Raw genomic sequence first — 17,547 nt, 5'->3', positions numbered from 1 at the left:
GTGCGGCCCACGAGGCGAACACGGCTTTAGTGGGAATTCGATTTCGGTTCACATGAGGCGGCCCTACCATCCAGCTTTTCAGCTTTTGTCTGGCCAGGAGCGCAACATGACGAATTCACCGAAGGCCAGGACCGACGCGCCTGGCAAGCCTGGTGTGCCGATGGCACCTGTCGTTAGCGTCATCACGCCCACCGGGGGGCGCGAGGCCATGCTGCCGCATGCTTACCAGTCGTTCGCGCGTCAGGATCTGGCGGCCTGCGAATGGATCGTGGTAGACGACAGCGAGCGGCCCAGCGCATTCATGCAGAATCTCGGCGACGCGCGCGTGGTGTATCGCCACGTGCCGCAGCGCATGAGCGTCGGTGCCAAGCGCAATCTCGCGGTGGCGCTCGCACGCGCCGAAGTCATCGCCCATTTCGATGACTGCGAATACTACGCGCCCGACTATCTGCGCGTCATGTGCGCGCAGTTGAGCGAGCGCCGCGCCGATTTCGTCAAGCTCAGCGCATTCTTTCTGTATAGCCGCGTGTACGACCAGCTCGCCTGGTGGGACTTGCTGCACAAGAACGGGCTGCATTTTCACTGGAGCCCGCGACCGATGACGGCGCTCAACTTTCCCGCCGACCACCGGGCGTTCGCCGACAACCATTCCGGCTACGGCTTCAGCTACGTCTACACGAAGCGCCTGTGGGCCGCCGGCCCGTTCGAGTCGGGTTCGTCCAATGAGGACGGCGAGTTTCTGCATGCCGCGCTCGGACGCGGCGCGAACCTCGCGCACTTTGCCGACGACATCGGCTTGTGCCTGCACGTCCTTCACGCGCACAGCGCCACGGCGGGCTTTCCGCAGTACCTCCTGCCCGAAGCGCTCGTGACGCGGCATTTCCCGCACCTTGCGCAGTTCGTCGAGACGCTGCGCAAAGCGCCGCCCGGACCCGCCTAGAACCCGAGCACGTACAGCAGTACGATATTGGCCGCCAGAATGCCGAGCCCCGTGGGCACCTGCACGCGGATCACCGCGTTCTTGTCGGGCAACTCCAGCAGCGCGGCGGGCACGATGTTGAAGTTCGCGGCCATGGGCGTCATGAGCGTGCCGCAGTAGCCCGAGAACATGCCGATGGCCGCCATCATCGCCGGGTTCACGTGGAAGGCGCCCACCAGCACGGGCACGCCCACGCCGCCCGTCATTACCGGGAATGCCGCGAAGCCGTTGCCCATGATCACGGTGAAGAGCGCCATACCGATGCAGTAGACCGCCACGGCCACGAAGCGCAGGTCCATGTTGATGTACGACGTAGTCACATGCGCGACCGCCTTGCCCACGCCCGCGTCCGAGAACACGAGACCGAGCATGCCGAGCATTTGCGGCAGCACGGCGGCCCACGAGAGCGCGTCGACGAGACGGCGCGTCTCCTGCATCGATTGGCCGACGCTGTCGCGCGTGATGATGCAGGCGATCACGAGCGCGAGCACGCAGCCAATGCCGAAGCCGATCAGCGTGACGTTTTTCGGATCGATGAGCGGCGTGGCCCCCACCACGAGATGGCTGGCCGCGAAGGTGAGCACGACGGTGACAGCGGGAATGGTGAGCGCGGGCACGAAGAGCTTGTTGCCGAGGCGCTTCGCGCTCGCGAGCCGCGTTTCGAGGGGGAGCACCTTCGGCTTGCCGCCGGTCACGCCGCCGAAGCCGGCGATCACCGCCATGGCGAGTGCGAGCGCGCCCACGAGTTCGGCGGGAAGGTGGTCGCCGACGAGAAAGATCAGCGCATAGAGGATCCAGAAGCCGCCTGCGGTGAGGCGGCGCGGATGCTCGCGGTCGAGCACGATCATGCCGCCGACGATCAGCAGCACAATGCCGAGCAGCCAGTAGAGCCAGTTGAGGGTGATGGTCATGCCTCGTCTCCTTGCTGCCGGCTCGTGGCGTCGCGCTGCGCGCCGCGCCGGGTGCCGCCCAACTCGCGCTCGAGCTTGCGGTCGAGCAGCCACAGCCGCGCGCCGTGAATCAGGAACGCGCAGATCGCAGTGGGAATGCCCCAGAACGCGACGTGGATCGGCTCGACCGCGACGCCCGCTTCCTTGAGCAGCGTGACCATCAGCACGATCGCGCCGAACGCCACGAAAATGTCCTCGCCGAAGAAGAGGCCCACGTTGTCGGTCGCGGCGGACCAGGCGCGCAGCTTGTAGCGCACCGTGTCGGGAAGCTTGCCGAAGCGATTTTCGGAGGCGCCTTCGGCCATCGGCGCGATCAGCGGACGCACCATCTGCGGATGCCCGCCGAGCCCCGTGAGCCCGACTGCGGCGGTGATCTCGCGCACGAACAGGTAGACGATCAACAGACGCCCGGCCGTCGCGGCCTTGATGTTGCCGATCCAGATTTGCGCGCGCTCGCGCAGGCCGTGGCGCTCCGAAAGCCCGATCACGGCGAGCGGCAGCAGGATGATGAGCGGCAGGTTGCGGGTCTTGATGAAGCCAGTGCCGATGGCCGCGAGGATCTTGCCGGGCGGGAACCCGGCGCCGAAGCCGGTGACGATGGCCGCCGCCGCGACGATCAGCATCGGATTGAAGCGCAATACAAAGCCGACGATGATGACGGCCACTCCGATGAGCGGCCATAAATTGACAGTGCTCTGCATCTCTTTGTCTCCAGTTTTTGTGCGTCGTTATTGCCGCGACCCGCTGCGTCATGTGCAGCGAGTCGCGGTGATGAAACGCCGTGCGACGCGTGTAGCGCGGCGCGGCGCTCTGACTGCCCGGCTCTTGTCGGCCCTGTTCTTGCTTCGGTAATGCTTGAATCCGTTTACCTGCAGTGCGCTCAGGCCTCGGCGACGCCCGCCGCGCGCACGCCGATGCCGGCGTCATCGAGCGCCGCCCGGATGCGCCGCGCGAACGCGAGCGCATGCGGCCCGTCGCCGTGCAGGCAGATGGTCTGGGCGTTGAGCGGCACCCACGCGCCGTCCACGGACTGCACGCGCTGCTCGCGGATCATCGCGAGCGTGCGCGCGAGCACGGCGTCTTCGTCGTCGAGCAGCGCGCCCGGTTCGCTGCGCGGCACGAGCGAGCCATCGGCGCGGTAGCCGCGGTCGGCGAACACTTCTTCCACGGCCACGAGGCCCGCTTCGCGCACGGCGGCGACGAGCCCGCTGCCCGCGAGCGCGAACACCGTCACCGATGGATCGAAGTCGTGCACGGCCGAGACGATCGCGTCGGCGATCTTCGGGTCGCGCGCGGCCTGGTTGTAGAGCGCGCCGTGCGGTTTCATGTGCGCGATGCGGCCGCCTTCCGCCTGGGCGATTGCCGAGAGCGCGCCCAGCTGGTAGAGCACGCCCGCGTAGATTTCCTCGGCGGGCAGGTTCATCTCTTTGCGGCCGAAGTTCTCGGGGTCGTTGAAGCTCGGGTGCGCGCCGATCGACACGCCTTTGTCCACCGCCCAGCGCACGCATTCGCGCATGGCGTTGGCGCCGCCCGCGTGCCAGCCGCACGCGATGTTGGCCGAGCTCACGAGGTCGAGCAGCGCCTCGTCGGAGCCGCAGCCTTCGCCGAGATCGGCGTTCAGATCGATGGTCGTCATGGTGATTCTCTCCGTATTGCTGCGCGCCCTGTGTCGCTGCGCGTCTTGCTTCAATGCCGTGTCGCGGCTGTCGCGGTCCGCGTCATGCGCCTGAGCCCTGTGCGGACGCCGCCCGCATGCGGCGGCTCGCGTGGCGCTCGTCCTGCATGGCGATCGCGGTATCGATCTGCCGCAGATAGGCGCGTTCCTCCTCGAGCGCGCGGCGCGCGATGGCCGGCGTCGTCTCGATGAAGCGCACGCCCGTCGTGAGCCGCACCTGGGCGAGCTTCCACAGATCGGCGCGGATTACGGCGCCGATCTTCGGATAGCCGCCCGTGGTCTGCGCATCGCTCATCAGCACGATGGGCTGACCGTTCGGCGGCACCTGGATCGTGCCCGGCAGCACCGCGTGCGAGAGCAGGTCGGCGGGCGTTTCGCGCGCGAGCGGCGTGCCTTCGAGCCGATAACCCATGCGGTTGCTGTTAGGCGTGACTTGCCATTCGTCGGACCAGAAGGCGCGCTGCGCCTCGGGCGTGAAGCTGTCGTACTCGGGACCGTGCAGCACGCGCACGGGGACGGCCCACAGCATGCCGTCCGGATGGCGGCCGCGCCTCGGCGGCACTTCGTCCGGGTACGCGAAGCCGCATTGCGACGGCGCTTTCACGCCGAACGGCGGCGCGCCCGCGGCAAGCGAGGCGCGCTCGCCGCCCGCCGCGAACGAGGCTCCCGTGGCGAGGCGGTCGCCGTCCTTGAGCGCGCGGCCCGCGAGCCCGCCGAACCCGGCGGCGAGGTCGGTGCTGCGCGAGCCGAGCATCGGCAGCACGTCGATGCCGCCCGCGACGCACACATAGGCGCGCATGCCGCGCTTCGCGCCATTGAGCACGAGCGTTTCGCCGGCCGCGACCGGCAGGCTCCACCACGACCATACCGGCTTGCCGTCGAGCGTCGCGCCAAAGTCGGTGCCGGTGATGGCCACGCGCGTCGCGCGCGCAAAGCGCAGCGCCACCGGGCCGAAGGTGATTTCGAGCCCCGCCGCGTCGTGCCGGTTGCCGACGAGGCGGTTGCCCACTTCGAGCGCGAGCGTATCGAGCGCGCCGCCGGTGGCGACGCCGAGATGCCGGTAGCCCGGCCGGCCGAGATCCTGAACCGTGGTGAGCAGACCTGCGCGCAGCACTTCGATCATGCGTGGGTCTCCTCGGGGATGGCTTCGTTGATGCTCTCGATGGCGAAGCGCACGCGGTCGCCCGGCATGAGCAGCGTGGGCGGATTGCGCGCGGGATCGAAGAGGGTGAGCGCGGTGCGGCCGATCAGCTGCCAGCCGCCGGGCGCCTGCGCCGGATAGATGCCGGTCTGCTCGCCGCCAATGCCGACTGACCCGGTGGGGACGGCGAGCCGCGGCGCACGCCTGCGCGGCGTGTGAAGCGCGGCGTCGAGTCCGCCGAGATAGGCGAAGCCCGGTTGAAAGCCGAGGAAGAACACGGTGTAGATGCCTGCCGCATGACGCGCGGCGACGTCGGCAGGCGCGAGCCCGGTGTGCTGCGCGACCGCGCCGAGATCGGGGCCCGCGGCGCCGCCGTAGCTCACCGGGATCTCGACTTCGCGGCCCTCGAAGGCGGCTTCGGGCGCGCCCTCGGCGTCGTGCCATGCCGTTTCCAGCGCGGCGGCGAGTGCGTTGGCGCGGGTGGAAAGCGCATCGAAGGTGATCGTCAGATTGTTCATGCCGGGCACCACTTCGCGCACGGCGTCCCAGCCGCGCACCTGCGCGGCCACGGCCCAGATGCGGCGCTGGACCTCCAGCGTGGCGGGCGGCGAGGCCTCGCAGACGAGCGCCTCGTCGCCGAGGAAGTAAATACGGGGAACAGGATGGCTCATCGTCTCAAGCGGTTGCAGGCGGTTCAGGCTCCGGCGTCGTGGCCGGCGTCCGATTTTGTCAGGATACATTCTCGACAATTTATCGATAAATTATCAATAAGCGTTTCTGCCAGGCGCGACGCGCGCGCGACATCACTACACTGGCGGCACACCGTTTCGACCACAGGGTTGAGTCATGTCGCGTCAGCCGACCAAGATCGTTTCGTCCGAGCATCTCGTCTCCGAGGCGAGCGCAGAGCTCTCCGAGCTCGAGTACGCGCTCATCATGGCAAGCAATGCATTCAATCGCTGGATGGTGCGCTGCATGTCGGCGGCCGGCGCGAAGGACATGACGCCGGTCGAGGTCTCGCTGCTCCATCACGTGGGTCATCGCGAGCGCCGCAAGAAGCTCGCCGATATTTGCTTCGTGCTCAATATCGAGGATACGCACGTCGCCACTTACGCGCTCAAGAAGCTGGTCGCGCGCGGTCTCGTCGAGAGCGAGAAAAGCGGCAAGGAAGTGTTCTTTTCGGTGACGCCGGCGGGGCGCGATCTATGCATGCGCTATCGCGACGTGCGCGAGAGCTGCCTGATCGCCACGCTCAAGGAAAGCGGCCTCACCAATGAGCAGATCGGCGACGCGGCGCAGTTGATGCGCAATGCGTCCGGACTTTACGACACGGCGGCGCGCGCCGCGGCGTCGCTTTGAGCACGTGCCGCGGCACGACGCGCAACGCATGCACAACGCATGCACAACTCGACACGCAGCTCAGCGCGCCGCGAGACGCCCCACGAGATGCGCGCCGGCTTCGGTGACCACGGCGTCGAGCGGCAGATCGTGCGCGCCGCGCTCGGGCACGCCGTCGTCGATGCGGCACGCTTCATACGCGATGCCCACCGTGAGCGGCAACGCCGCGCCGGGCCAGGCAGCGAGCGTGCGGTCGTAATAGCCGCCGCCGTACCCGAGCCGGTAGCCGTCGCGGTCGAACCCCATGCAGGGCACGAGCAGCAGATCGGGCAGCGCCGCCTCGGCGGACTCCGGTTCGGGAATGCCGTGATGACCCTCGCGCATCGGCGCGCCCGGGGACCAGAAATAGAACTGCAGCGGCGCGTAGCGCTCGGCAATGACGGGCAGCGCGGCGCGACGCGACGCGTCGGCGGCGAGCCACGAGGCAATCCATTCCCGTGCATCGAACTCGCCCGGCAACGGCCAGTAAAAGCCGATCGAACGCGGCGCGAGACGGCCGACGAGGGCATCGAGATGCGCGCTCAGCGCCGCGTTGGCCAGCGCGTCGGCAGACGCCTCAAGACGGGCTGTGCGAAGTCGTAAACGCCACGCCTTTTTGGATGGGGCCGCAGGGTTGCATGCTATGCTTGGGTTCACCTCGCGCTCCAGAAATAACGATGTCCAAACGCTTTGTCCGAGTATATCGCGCGGCCGGTCTTGCACTGGCAGCCGTGGCACTCGTCGCGTGCAGCACGGCCTCTGCCGTGCGGCCGGTTGCCCTCGCTCCGGGCGCTGAGCTTTCAAGCGACGACCAAATCTTCATCCAGCTTCGCGAGGCCGCGCGCAATAACGATGCCGCGCGCGCCGCGCAGCTCGCCGCGACGATTCCGGATTATCCTGCGCCGTCGTACCTCGAATACTTCCAGTTGAAGCCACAACTGTTCGATTCGCAGGGCCATGCGCGCGTGGACGCGCCCGACGCGGCGGTGCTGTCGTTCCTGCAGCGCCACGACGGCGAGGCCATCGCCGACCGTCTGCGCAACGACTATCTGACCGTGCTCGGCGCGCGCCACGACTGGGCGAACTTCGACCAGCAGTATGCGCGCTTCGTGCTCAACGACGACACGCAGGTGAAGTGCTACGCGCTGGAGTCGCGTGCGGCGCGCGGCGAAAACGTCGCCAGCGATGCACGCGCGCTGCTGGTCGAGCCGCGCTATTACGGCGACGGCTGCGTCGACCTCATCACGGCGCTCGCCATCAAAGGCCAGTTCACCAGCGACGATGTCTGGCAGCAGATCCGCCTCGCCTACGAACAGAACCAGACCTCGACGGGCGCGAAGCTGCTCGACGGCCTCGCGCAGCGCCCCGACCCTACCGCGTTCAGCCAGGCGGTCAGCACGCCGCCGCTCACACTCGCGCGCGGCGTGAGCGCCGATCCGCAATCGCATCAGCTCGCGCTGCTCGCGGTCACCCTGATGGCGCGCAACGACCCCGCCATGGCGGCCGCTACTTTCGCGCAGGTCGCGCCTTCGCTCACCTCGCCCGAGCGTGCAATCGGCTGGGGCACGATCGGCTATCAGGGCGCGCTCAAGCGCATGCCGGCCGCGCTCGACTGGTATCGCCTCTCGGCCAACGCGCCGCTCTCGAATCCCGCCTACGAATGGCGCACGCGCGCCGCGCTGCTCGGCGGCGACTGGACCATGGTCCGCTGGTCGATCGAGCAGATGCCCGCGGCATTGCGCTCGCAACCCGCATGGGTCTACTGGCACGCGCGCGCGCTCAAGCAGGCCGGCGAGACGAATCAGGCAAACCAGGAGTTCGCGTCGATCTCGGCAGGCTATAACTTCTACGGCCAGCTTGCGACCGAGGAACTGGGTCAGAAGATCACCATCCCGCCGAAGACCTCGGTCAGCGACGCCGACATCGCCCAGGTTGCGCAGACGCCGGGCTTCGCGCTCGCGCAACGCTTTTACGCGCTGAACCTGCGGCTCGAAGGCAATCGCGAATGGAACTGGCCGCTGCGCGGCATGAGCGATCGCCAGTTGCTGGCCGTCGCCGAATACGCGAAGCGCATCCGGTTGCTCGATCGCACCGTCAACACGGCCGACCGCACGCAGACCGAGCACGACTTCTCGCTGCGCTATCTCGCGCCGTTCCGCGACGTGGTGGAGCGCGACGCGCAAAGCAATGGCCTCGACGTCGAATGGGCCTATGGGCTGATTCGCCAGGAGTCGCGCTTCATTCTCAATGCGAAGTCGGGCGTGGGCGCGAGCGGCCTCATGCAGATCATGCCGGCCACGGCGCAGATGGTGGCCAAGAAGATCGGCCTCGGCCCGCTCTCGCGCGACCAGCTCAACGAGCTGGACACCAATATCCTGCTCGGAACGAACTATTTGTCGATGATCTACAATCAGTTCGACGGTTCCGCCGTGCTCGCCACCGCGGGCTACAACGCCGGACCGGGCCGCCCGCGCCAGTGGCGCGCAAACATGCCCCGCGGCGTCGAGGGCGCAATCTTCGCGGAAACCATTCCGTTCCAGGAAACCCGCGATTACGTGAAAAACGTGTTGTCGAACACGGTCTACTACGCGGCGCTGTTCGAGGGCCGTCCGCAATCGCTGAAGACGCGTCTCGGCTTTATCTCGCCGCTGCAGTAAACGTCGCGCGGCACGGCTTTTGCGAGCCTCGCCGCCGCACGAACCCCGGCGCCTCGCGCCGGTGCGCGCACGAGAGTGCGCGAGGAGGTCGAGGATGAGACATCAAGCCATCGCGGTCATCGGCGGTTCGGGATTCATCGGCAGCCATCTCGTCAATGCGCTCGTCGAGGCAGGCAAGGATGTGCGCGTGGCCACCCGGCGGCGCGCCAATGCCAGCCATCTCACCGTGCTTCCCATCGACGTGGTCGAAGCCGACGTGAGCGATCCGGTCGCGCTCGCGGGCTTCGTCGAAAATGCCGATGCCGTCATCAATCTCATCGGCACGCTCAACGGCGGCCACGGCACGCCCTACGGCCCGGGCTTCGCGAAGCTGCATGTCGAACTGCCCACGAAGATCGTCGCCGCCTGCGAGAGCAAGGGCGTGCACCGCTTGATCCACGTGAGTGCGATTGGCGCGGATCCGCGCGGGCCGAGCATGTATCTGCGCTCGAAAGGCGACGGCGAAAAAGCCGTGCACGCGGCCACCGCGCTTGCCACGACGATCCTGCGCCCGTCCGTGGTGTTCGGTCCGGACGACACGTTCCTCAATCGCTTCGCCGTGCTGCAAAAGCTTTTCCCGGTGATCCCGCTCGGCATGCCCGATGCGAAGTTCCAGCCCGTCTATGTGGGCGACGTGTCGAAAGCGATCGTCAACGTACTCGATCTCGACGCCGCGAGCGGGCACACTTATGAACTCGGCGGTCCGACGGTCTACACACTAGAGCAACTGGTGCAGTACTGCGGCGAAGTCGTGGGCCGTCACGCGCGCATCGTGCGCTTGCCCAATGCGTTCGCGCGCTTGCAGGCGCTTTCGTTCGAGATGGCGCCCGGCGTGCCGGTGCTCACGCGCGATAATCTCGATTCGATGAAAGTCGACAGCGTGCTCGCCGGGCCGCTCGCACCCGAACTGGGCGTGGAGCCCGCGAGCATCGAGACGATCGCGCCGCTCTATCTCGCCGACGCCTCGCTGCGCTCGCGCCTGAACCTCTTTCGCACGAGCGCGCATCGATAGCGTCCGAAGCCGCACGAACGAACGCAATACGCAACACCTGCGCCACGCATCACGAAGCCGGGCACGGCGCGTGGCGCGTCCAACCTTGACTCTTTATTCAACGGTAAAACGGTCCATATGAAACTCGTCATTGGAGACAAGAACTACTCGTCGTGGTCGATGCGTCCCTGGGTGCTGATGACGCATTTCGGCATTCCGTTCGAAGAGGTGCTGATCGAACTCGGCGAACCCGAAACCAAAGCGTCGATTCTGGCGTTTTCGGCGTCGGGCAAGGTGCCTTGCCTCGTCACCGACGAGGGTTTCGCCGTGTGGGACACGCTTGCCATCGCCGAAACGCTCGCGGAGCGCTTTCCCCAGCACGCGCTGTGGCCGCGCGACGCCAACGCGCGTGCGCGCGCCCGCAGCGTGAGCGCCGAGATGCATTCGAGCTTCACGGACTTGCGCTCGACCATGCCGATGGCGATCCGCACATCGAATCCGGGCGCGGGTGCTACGCCCGGCACGCTCGCGGACATCGCGCGCATCGACGCGCTGTGGAACGCCTGTCTCGACGCCAGCGGCGGCTCGTTCCTGTTCGGTGAATTCAGTATCGCCGATGCGATGTACGCGCCCGTTGTGATGCGCTTCAACAGCTACGCCCCCGCGCTCTCGCCCAAAGCGGCCGCCTATGCGGCGCGCGTGAGCGCCGAGCCCGCCGTTGCGGCATGGATCGAAGCCGCGCGCAAGGAAACCCACCGTATCGAGCACGACGAACCCGACGCATGAAGATTTACGTGGTAGGCGGCGCGATCCGCGACGACATGCTGGGCCTGCCCGTGCGCGACCGCGACTACGTGGTCGTGGGCGCGACACCCGAGCAGATGGCGGCGCAGGGCTATCGCCCAGTGGGCAAGGACTTTCCGGTGTTCCTGCATCCGCAGACGCAGGAGGAGTACGCGCTCGCGCGCACTGAGCGCAAGACGGCCGCGGGCTATCACGGCTTCCAGTTCTTCTATGCGCCCGACGTCACGCTCGAGGAAGATCTCGCGCGGCGCGACCTCACCATCAATGCGATGGCGCGCGAGGTTCAGCCCGGCGGCGTGCTGACCGGGCGCGTGGTCGATCCATTTGGCGGTGCGAACGATTTGCGCGCGCGGGTATTCCGTCATGTGAGCGACGCGTTTCTCGAAGACCCGGTGCGCATCCTGCGCATCGCGCGCTTCGCGGCGCGCTTCGCCGACTTCACGGTCGCGCCCGAGACCATGGCGCTCATGCAGTCGATGGTGGCCTCGGGCGAAGTCGATGCGCTCGTGCCCGAGCGCGTCTGGCAGGAAGTCTCGCGCGGGCTCATGGAAAACAAGCCCTCGCGCATGTTCGCGGTGCTGCGCGAATGCGGCGCGCTCGCGCGCGTGCTGCCCGAGGTGGACAGCCTCTTCGGCGTGCCGCAGCGCGCCGACTATCACCCCGAAGTCGATACCGGCATCCACGTGATGATGGTGATCGATCATGCCGCTGCGCAGGGCTATGTGCTGACGGTGCGCTTCGCGGCGCTCACGCACGATCTCGGCAAGGCGACCACGCCCGAAGACATGCTGCCGCGCCACATCGGCCACGAAGGGCGCAGCGTCGATCTGTTGAAGCCGCTCTGCGACCGGCTGCGCGTGCCCAACGAATGCCGCGACCTCGCGCTGCTCGTCGCGCGCGAGCACGGCAACGTGCATCGCGTGATGGACATGGGCGCGGCCGCGCTCGTGCGCATGCTCGAGCGCAGCGACGCGCTGCGCAAGCCCGCGCGCTTTGCCGAGGCGCTGCAGGCCTGCGAGGCCGATTTGCGCGGGCGCCTGAACTGGGAGAACGCGCCATATCCGCAGGCGGAGCGGCTGCGCGTGGCGCTTGCCGCGGCGCGCAGCGTGGACGCGGGCGCGATCGCGCGGGCGATTACCGAGGCGGGCGCGGACAAAAACGCCGCGGAGAAGATCAAGGAAGCGGTGCACCGCGCGCGCGTTGGCGCGGTGGAGGAGGCGCTGAAGACTGGCTGACGCAGCGCGTCGTGGCGGTGTTCGAAACGGCGCACCTGTGCGCCGTTTTTCCGTTCAGCGCGTGCTCAAAGCGCACGCACGATAAACGAAAGCGCCATCGAAAGCACGAGCGTCGACATGAACGGCAGCGGATATTCGCGGCCGAAGATGCGCAGCGTGACATCGCCGGGCAGCCGGCCAATGCCGAGCTTCCTGAGCCACGGCTGGGCGCTGGAGAGAATCGCCACGGCGATGAAGGTGGTGATGAACCAGCGGATCATGAGCGCTCAGAGTGTGTGGCTGCGGTCGCCGCGCGCGAATGCGGCGATGGTCGCGTCGATGCCGCGCGAGAACGCGATCACCTTGAAGAGCTCGCCCATCTCCGCTTCCGAGACGAGCTTCTGCACCGCGTTCGCGGCTGGCAGAAAGCGCGCGGCGTCGCGCGGATCGATCTCGCCGAGCACTTCGGTGATGCCCGCGTTCATCAGAAAACGCGCCTGCGAGGTGTAGCCGAGCAGGTCCGCGCCCGCTTCGACGCCGGCTTGCGCGATGCCGCTGAATTCCACGTGCGCCGTGATGTCCTGCAAGCCGGGGTAGAGGAACGGGTCGCCGTGCGCGCGGTGGCGGTAGTGGCACATCAGCGTGCCTTGCACGCGCTGCGCATGGTAGTACTCGCCATGCGGAAAACCGTAGTCGATGAAGAACGCCGCGCCGCGCGCGAGCATCGTGCAGATCGTGCGCGTGAAGGCCAGCGCAGCCTCGTGCGTTTCCGTCACGTAGTCTTCGCTGCCGTCGATCTGCGCCAGCACGCTGCCGGGTACGCTCTGCGCCCAGCCCGCATCGAGCCCGCTCATGGCCGGGCGGTCCGAGAACTGGAGCGCGCCGCCGCCGTTCGCCTCCATGTTCACGCTCACGCCGCGCTCGTGCCACACGGCGTCCTTGCGCGCGAAGAGGCGCACCGGCATTGCGTCGAGCACTTCGTTGCCGATCACCACGCCTTCGAAGCGCGCGGGCAGCGCGTCGAGCCATTGCACGCGCGAAGCCAGATGCGGCGCAAGCTCGGCGATGGTCTCGCGCTGGCGCTCGCGCAACTCGCCCGAGAGGTCGACGATGGCATACGAATCAAATGCGACACCTAGCGCTTCGAGCGCGAGCATCACGCCCGCCGCGAGCCGCCCCGTGCCCGCGCCGAACTCCATCAGCGCATGCGTGCCGCTGGCCGCGAGCGCTTCGCCCACGGCGCGCGCGAGCGTGGCTGCGAACAGCGGCGACATTTCGGGCGCGGTCACGAAGTCGCTGCCGTCGTCGGCCAGCAGGCCGAACTTGCGCGAGCCGCCGCTGTAATAGCCGAGCCCCGGCGCGTAAAGCGCGCGCTCCATGTAGCGGTCGAACGGCAGCCAGCCGCCCGCTGCGGCAATTTCCGCGCGCACGGTTGCGGCGAGCGCCTCGGACTGTGCGAGCGCGATCGGCTCGGGAACAGGTAAACTAGCGGGTTCGTGAGCTTTCGGATTCATCCCGGCATTGTAAATGAGCGAAACATCGGGCATCCGCCGGTCTGGCGGGGATTCGGGGGGCCCAACAAAGGGGGGCCAGCCAAAGGGCGCCTTTTCATCCGACCCCGCATCGAGCGCGAGCCAGCCGCCGGGATCGTCTCCGCATTCTGGCGCAGCCGCTGCCGCGCGTGTGATCCTCGTGACGGGCGGCGCGCGCCGCATCGGCCGCGCATTTTCGCTGGGCTTTGCCGAACGCGGATGGGACGTGGCGGTGCATTACGGCGGCTCGCGGGCCGAGGCCGATGACGTCGTCGCGCAGATCCGCGCCATGGGCCGCCGCGCGGTCGCGCTGCATGCCGATCTGGCGGACGAGGCCCAGGTGGCGCGCCTCGTGCCGGATTGCGCCGCGGCGCTCGGCCTGCCCGCGTGCGTGCTGAACAACGCGTCGCGCTTCGAGGAAGACACGGCGCGCGATGCCGGCTACGCGAGGCTGCAGCATCTCATGGCGATCAACGTGGGTGCGCCGCTGGTGCTGGCGCGCACGCTGTGGGCGGCGACGCCCGAAGCCGCGCTGCAGGACGAATCGTTGCGCACCTGCGTGATCAACGTGCTGGACCAGAAGCTGTACAACATGAATCCCGACTACCTGTCGTACACGCTGTCCAAGGCCGCCCTGCAGAACGCCACCGTCGCGCTGGCCCAGGCGCTCGCGCCGAAGATGCGCGTAGTGGGTCTCGCGCCGGGCCTCACGCTGCAATCGGGCGACCAGACGCCGGAGAGCTTCGCCGCCGCGCACAAGGTCACGCCGCTCGGGCGCGCGTCGCGCCCCGGCGATCTCGTGGAGGCCGCGCTGTATCTCGCCCAGGCCTCGGGCGTGACCGGCACGACGCTGGTGGTCGATGGCGGCCAGCATCTCGTGCCGCTGCCGCGCGATGTAATGTTTTTGACTGGCGAACAGGCGCAGGGCTGAGGTGCACCTGTTCGGGCGGCGAACCGCGCTGCGGGCGCGTTTCGCGATCGACGCCCAACAATGCAACTAAATGCATAAACCGCGATGGCTGCGAAAACATTCCATCGCGGCCCGGATTCCGCAACGCACCTGCGATGCAATCGCACGAAGGCTTTGCAACCCTGGCTTTGTAAGCCTGTAACCCGTTTGACCCGTGTGGCGCGCAGCGCCCGCGCACGTGCAAGAACATGCACGCTTTTATCGACTGGAACGAACATGTCCGCTGTACTCCTGCATCCCCGGCTTGCCGATTGCCGCCGGCTTTTCTTGCGCAACTACGAAGTGCACATCAACATCGGCGTGCATGACTTCGAAAAACGCGGTGAACAGCGCGTCATCATCAACGTCGACCTGTTCGTTCCGCTTTCGTCGACCACGCCGCGCGAAGACAAGCTGCGCGAAGTCGTCGATTACGACTTCATGCGCGCGACCGTTGCTGCACGCGTGGGCCAGGGCCATATCCATCTGCAGGAGACCCTCTGCGACGACCTCGCCGCCGCGCTGCTCTCGCACGAGCAGGTGCGCGCCGTGTGCGTGTCGACCCAGAAACCCGACGTGTACCCGGACTGCGACGCGGTGGGCGTCGAGGTCTTTCGCATCAAGGAGGACTGATTCATGAACGCCCCCGAAACGCCGATTATCGATACATCGGCTGACGCTTCCGCCGAGGAAAGCGGCCGCCGCGCGCTCACGCGCCGCGAGCAGAAGGAAGCCTACGAGAACAACAAGCTGTTCAAGCGCATCGTGCGCCAGGTCGGCCAGGCGATCGGCGACTACAACATGATCGAGAACGGCGACAAGGTGATGGTGTGCCTGTCCGGCGGCAAGGACAGCTATGCGCTGCTCGATGTCCTGATGCGCCTGCGCGAGCGCGCGCCGATCGACTTCGAGATCGTCGCGGTGAACCTCGACCAGAAACAGCCCGGCTTTCCCGAGCACGTGCTGCCCGAATATCTCGACAAGGTGGGCGTGCCGTACCACATCGAGAATCAGGACACCTACAGCATCGTCAAGCGCCTCGTGCCCGAGGGCAAGACCACCTGCTCGCTGTGCTCGCGCCTGCGCCGGGGCATTCTGTACCGCGTGGCGGGCGAGCTCGGCGCGACCAAGATCGCGCTCGGCCACCATCGCGACGACATCCTCCAGACGCTGCTGCTGAACCTGTTCTACGGCGGCAAGCTCAAGGGCATGCCGCCCAAGCTGCAGTCCGACGACGGCAAGAACATCGTGATCCGGCCGCTCGCCTACGTGAAGGAAACCGATCTCGAAAAGTACGCCGAACTGCGCGAATTCCCGATCATTCCGTGCAACCTGTGCGGCAGCCAGCCCAACCTCAAGCGCGCGGAAATGAAAGCGCTGATTCGCGAGTGGGACAAGCGCTTCCCGGGCCGCGTCGAGAACATGTTCAATGCGCTCGGCAATGTCGTGCCTTCGCACCTGATGGACGCTTCGCTGTTCGGCTTCAAGGACCTGCGCGCGACGGGCGTGGCCGATCCGGCAGGCGATATCGCGTTCGACGAAGAGCCGTGCTCGACCGATTCGTCCGAGATGCCCGGCAGCGGCGGCGCGACCCTCAAGTTCACGCCGCTCGACGAACTCTGAAGCCTGGCGCGGGCGCGCAGCATCCGCGCCGATCGCGGAATCGATTCGACCCCAAGGCGGCCCGGCAGGGCCGTCTTTTTTTGCGTCTGTTGCGCAGGTGTAAAAGAGTGTTCGATGGTGCGGCAAAGGCCCGCCGGCAGGCGGCGTTGGGGATACCCCCCATGCTAAAATCGACCGCTTCTTCCCTCTCAAAGTCACCGATGCAATGAACATCGTGATCCTCGCGGCAGGCATGGGCAAACGCATGCACTCCGCACTGCCGAAAGTACTCCATCCTCTCGCAGGCAAGCCGCTTCTCTCGCACGTCATCGACACCGCCCGCAGCCTTGCGCCCACGCGCCTCGTGGTCGTAATCGGCCATGGCGGCGAGGCCGTGCGCGCGGCCGTGTCCGCGCCCGACGTGCAGTTCGCCGTGCAGGAGCAGCAGCACGGCACCGGCCATGCGCTCGCGCAGGCGCTACCGCTGCTCGACGCCAATCAGCCCACGCTCGTGCTCTACGGCGACGTGCCGCTCACGCGCACCTCCACGCTCAAGCGCCTGACCGACGCCGCGGCCAAGGCGGGCGACAAGGCGGGCTACGGCATCCTCACCGTGACCCTCGACGATCCCACCGGCTACGGGCGCATCGTGCGCGGCGCGACCGGCGAGGTGCTGCGCATCGTCGAGCAGAAGGATGCGAACGACGACGAGCGCCTCATCGACGAGATCAACACCGGCATCGTCGTGACGCCCACCGCGCCGCTGGCGGGCTGGCTCGCGTCGCTCGGCAACGACAACGCGCAGGGCGAGTACTACCTCACCGACGTCGTGGAAGCGGCCATTGCCGCCGGCCATCCGGTCGTGACCGCGCAGCCCGAGGCCGAATGGGAAACGCTCGGCGTGAACAGCAAGCAGCAGCTCGCCGAACTCGAGCGCGTGTACCAGCGCAACGCCGCCGACGCATTGCTGGGGGCCGGCGTCACGCTCGCGGACCCAGCGCGCTTCGACCTGCGCGGCTCGATCAGCTGCGGGCGCGACGTGTTCATCGATGTGAACTGCGTGTTCGAGGGCGCGGTCACGCTCGCCGACAACGTGCGCATCGGCCCGAACTGCGTGATCCGCGATGCCGTGATTGGCGCGGGCACGCGCGTGGATGCCTATACGCATATCGAGAGCGCCACGGTGGGCGCGCAGGCCGTGCTTGGGCCCTACGCGCGCCTGCGTCCGGGCGCACAGCTCGCCGACGAGGTGCACGTGGGCAACTTCGTCGAGGTGAAGAACGCGAACATCGGCCTGGGCTCGAAGGCCAATCACCTGAGCTACGTGGGCGACGCCGACGTGGGCGCAGGCGTGAACATCGGCGCGGGTACCATCACCTGCAATTACGACGGCGCGAACAAGCACCGTACCGTGCTTGAAGACCATGTGTTCGTGGGCTCCGATACGCAGCTCGTCGCGCCGGTGCGCGTGGGCCGCGGCGTGACCATCGCGGCCGGCACGACCGTCTGGAAGGACGTGCCCGCAGACACGCTCGTGCTCAACGAAAAAACCCAGATCGCGAAAACCGGCTACGTTCGGCCGGTGAAGAACAAGCGCTGATAGACAACTGAACGGCGGAACATCGCGGGCGCAGTGA

18 protein-coding genes are annotated in these 17,547 nt (G+C 67.2%); 10 read left to right on the top strand and 8 right to left on the bottom strand.

The genetic code is table 11. From position 1 onward, the window contains the following. The first annotated feature begins 106 nt into the window (after positions 1-106). Positions 107-940 carry a glycosyltransferase family 2 protein gene (locus tag P5W98_RS13815; RefSeq protein WP_421024975.1) on the top strand — a complete coding sequence of 278 codons (834 nt, stop codon included), beginning with the start codon at positions 107-109 and terminating at the stop codon, positions 938-940. Here the strand turns inward: P5W98_RS13815 and P5W98_RS13810 are convergent. The 5 genes from P5W98_RS13810 to pxpB form a co-directional block, all read right to left on the bottom strand. Beyond that, positions 937-1,890: a DUF979 domain-containing protein gene (locus tag P5W98_RS13810; RefSeq protein ID WP_421024974.1), complete on the bottom strand. Its 954-nt coding sequence runs from the start codon at positions 1,888-1,890 to the stop codon at positions 937-939. The genes P5W98_RS13815 and P5W98_RS13810 overlap by 4 nt on opposite strands. After that, entirely contained in the window at positions 1,887-2,630 is a 744-nt protein-coding gene (locus P5W98_RS13805; RefSeq protein ID WP_421024973.1) for a DUF969 domain-containing protein, read from the bottom strand. Before P5W98_RS13805 ends, P5W98_RS13810 begins: the two co-directional genes overlap by 4 nt. 179 nt (positions 2,631-2,809) lie before the next feature. Continuing rightward, a complete protein-coding gene (gene pxpA / locus P5W98_RS13800) occupies positions 2,810-3,565 on the bottom strand; it encodes a 5-oxoprolinase subunit PxpA (protein WP_421024972.1) in 756 nt (251 codons plus the stop codon). Positions 3,566-3,647: 82 nt separating this feature from the next. After that, the gene (locus tag P5W98_RS13795; RefSeq protein WP_421024971.1) at positions 3,648-4,727 is read right to left on the bottom strand and encodes a biotin-dependent carboxyltransferase family protein; all 1,080 of its coding nucleotides are present in this window, start codon (positions 4,725-4,727) and stop codon (positions 3,648-3,650) included. After that, on the bottom strand, positions 4,724-5,416 hold the full coding sequence (pxpB, locus tag P5W98_RS13790) for a 5-oxoprolinase subunit PxpB (protein ID WP_421024970.1): 693 nt from the start codon (positions 5,414-5,416) through the stop codon (positions 4,724-4,726). The genes P5W98_RS13795 and pxpB overlap by 4 nt, the downstream gene beginning before the upstream one ends. A gap of 175 nt (positions 5,417-5,591) precedes the next feature. On the opposite strand from pxpB, the gene P5W98_RS13785 reads away from it, so the two are divergent. Then, on the top strand, positions 5,592-6,104 hold the full coding sequence (locus P5W98_RS13785; RefSeq protein ID WP_421024969.1) for a winged helix DNA-binding protein: 513 nt from the start codon (positions 5,592-5,594) through the stop codon (positions 6,102-6,104). 60 nt (positions 6,105-6,164) lie between these two features. On the opposite strand, the gene P5W98_RS13780 is transcribed toward P5W98_RS13785, so the two are convergent. Continuing rightward, positions 6,165-6,779, bottom strand: a complete 615-nt coding sequence (locus tag P5W98_RS13780) for a 5-formyltetrahydrofolate cyclo-ligase (RefSeq protein ID WP_421024968.1) — start codon at positions 6,777-6,779, stop codon at positions 6,165-6,167. A gap of 20 nt (positions 6,780-6,799) precedes the next feature. Between P5W98_RS13780 and P5W98_RS13775 the strand changes: the two genes are divergently transcribed. From P5W98_RS13775 to P5W98_RS13760, 4 genes are all read left to right on the top strand, one after another. Continuing rightward, positions 6,800-8,779 (top strand): lytic transglycosylase domain-containing protein, encoded by a 1,980-nt coding sequence (locus P5W98_RS13775; RefSeq protein ID WP_421024967.1) that lies wholly within the window; start codon positions 6,800-6,802, stop codon positions 8,777-8,779. 94 nt (positions 8,780-8,873) lie between these two features. Next, a complete protein-coding gene (locus P5W98_RS13770) occupies positions 8,874-9,830 on the top strand; it encodes a complex I NDUFA9 subunit family protein (protein WP_421024966.1) in 957 nt (318 codons plus the stop codon). 117 nt (positions 9,831-9,947) lie between these two features. After that, a complete protein-coding gene (locus tag P5W98_RS13765) occupies positions 9,948-10,595 on the top strand; it encodes a glutathione S-transferase family protein (RefSeq protein WP_421024965.1) in 648 nt (215 codons plus the stop codon). Then, positions 10,592-11,848, top strand: coding sequence for a multifunctional CCA addition/repair protein (locus P5W98_RS13760; RefSeq protein WP_421024964.1), 1,257 nt, complete (start codon positions 10,592-10,594; stop codon positions 11,846-11,848). The genes P5W98_RS13765 and P5W98_RS13760 overlap by 4 nt, the downstream gene beginning before the upstream one ends. A 65-nt stretch (positions 11,849-11,913) precedes the next feature. On the opposite strand, the gene P5W98_RS13755 is transcribed toward P5W98_RS13760, so the two are convergent. Both P5W98_RS13755 and P5W98_RS13750 read right to left on the bottom strand, forming a co-directional pair. Next, positions 11,914-12,108: a DUF2905 domain-containing protein gene (locus tag P5W98_RS13755; protein WP_035534054.1), complete on the bottom strand. Its 195-nt coding sequence runs from the start codon at positions 12,106-12,108 to the stop codon at positions 11,914-11,916. A gap of 6 nt (positions 12,109-12,114) precedes the next feature. Beyond that, on the bottom strand, positions 12,115-13,341 hold the full coding sequence (locus tag P5W98_RS13750) for a class I SAM-dependent methyltransferase (RefSeq protein ID WP_421024963.1): 1,227 nt from the start codon (positions 13,339-13,341) through the stop codon (positions 12,115-12,117). 169 nt (positions 13,342-13,510) lie between these two features. Between P5W98_RS13750 and P5W98_RS13745 the strand changes: the two genes are divergently transcribed. The 4 genes from P5W98_RS13745 (at position 13,511) to glmU (ending at position 17,510) form a co-directional block, all read left to right on the top strand. Beyond that, on the top strand, positions 13,511-14,290 hold the full coding sequence (locus P5W98_RS13745) for an SDR family oxidoreductase (protein WP_421024962.1): 780 nt from the start codon (positions 13,511-13,513) through the stop codon (positions 14,288-14,290). Positions 14,291-14,545: 255 nt separating this feature from the next. Further along, the gene (locus P5W98_RS13740) at positions 14,546-14,941 is read left to right on the top strand and encodes a dihydroneopterin aldolase (RefSeq protein WP_035534057.1); all 396 of its coding nucleotides are present in this window, start codon (positions 14,546-14,548) and stop codon (positions 14,939-14,941) included. A gap of 3 nt (positions 14,942-14,944) precedes the next feature. After that, a complete protein-coding gene (ttcA, locus tag P5W98_RS13735; protein ID WP_421024961.1) occupies positions 14,945-15,931 on the top strand; it encodes a tRNA 2-thiocytidine(32) synthetase TtcA in 987 nt (328 codons plus the stop codon). Between the two features lie 205 nt (positions 15,932-16,136). Continuing rightward, the gene (gene glmU / locus P5W98_RS13730; RefSeq protein WP_421024960.1) at positions 16,137-17,510 is read left to right on the top strand and encodes a bifunctional UDP-N-acetylglucosamine diphosphorylase/glucosamine-1-phosphate N-acetyltransferase GlmU; all 1,374 of its coding nucleotides are present in this window, start codon (positions 16,137-16,139) and stop codon (positions 17,508-17,510) included. Positions 17,511-17,547: the final 37 nt, after the last annotated feature.

Source organism: Paraburkholderia sp. A1BS-2L, assembly GCF_051125205.1.
Taxonomy (GTDB): domain Bacteria; phylum Pseudomonadota; class Gammaproteobacteria; order Burkholderiales; family Burkholderiaceae; genus Paraburkholderia.
This window is presented reverse-complemented; position numbering and strand designations above follow the sequence as displayed.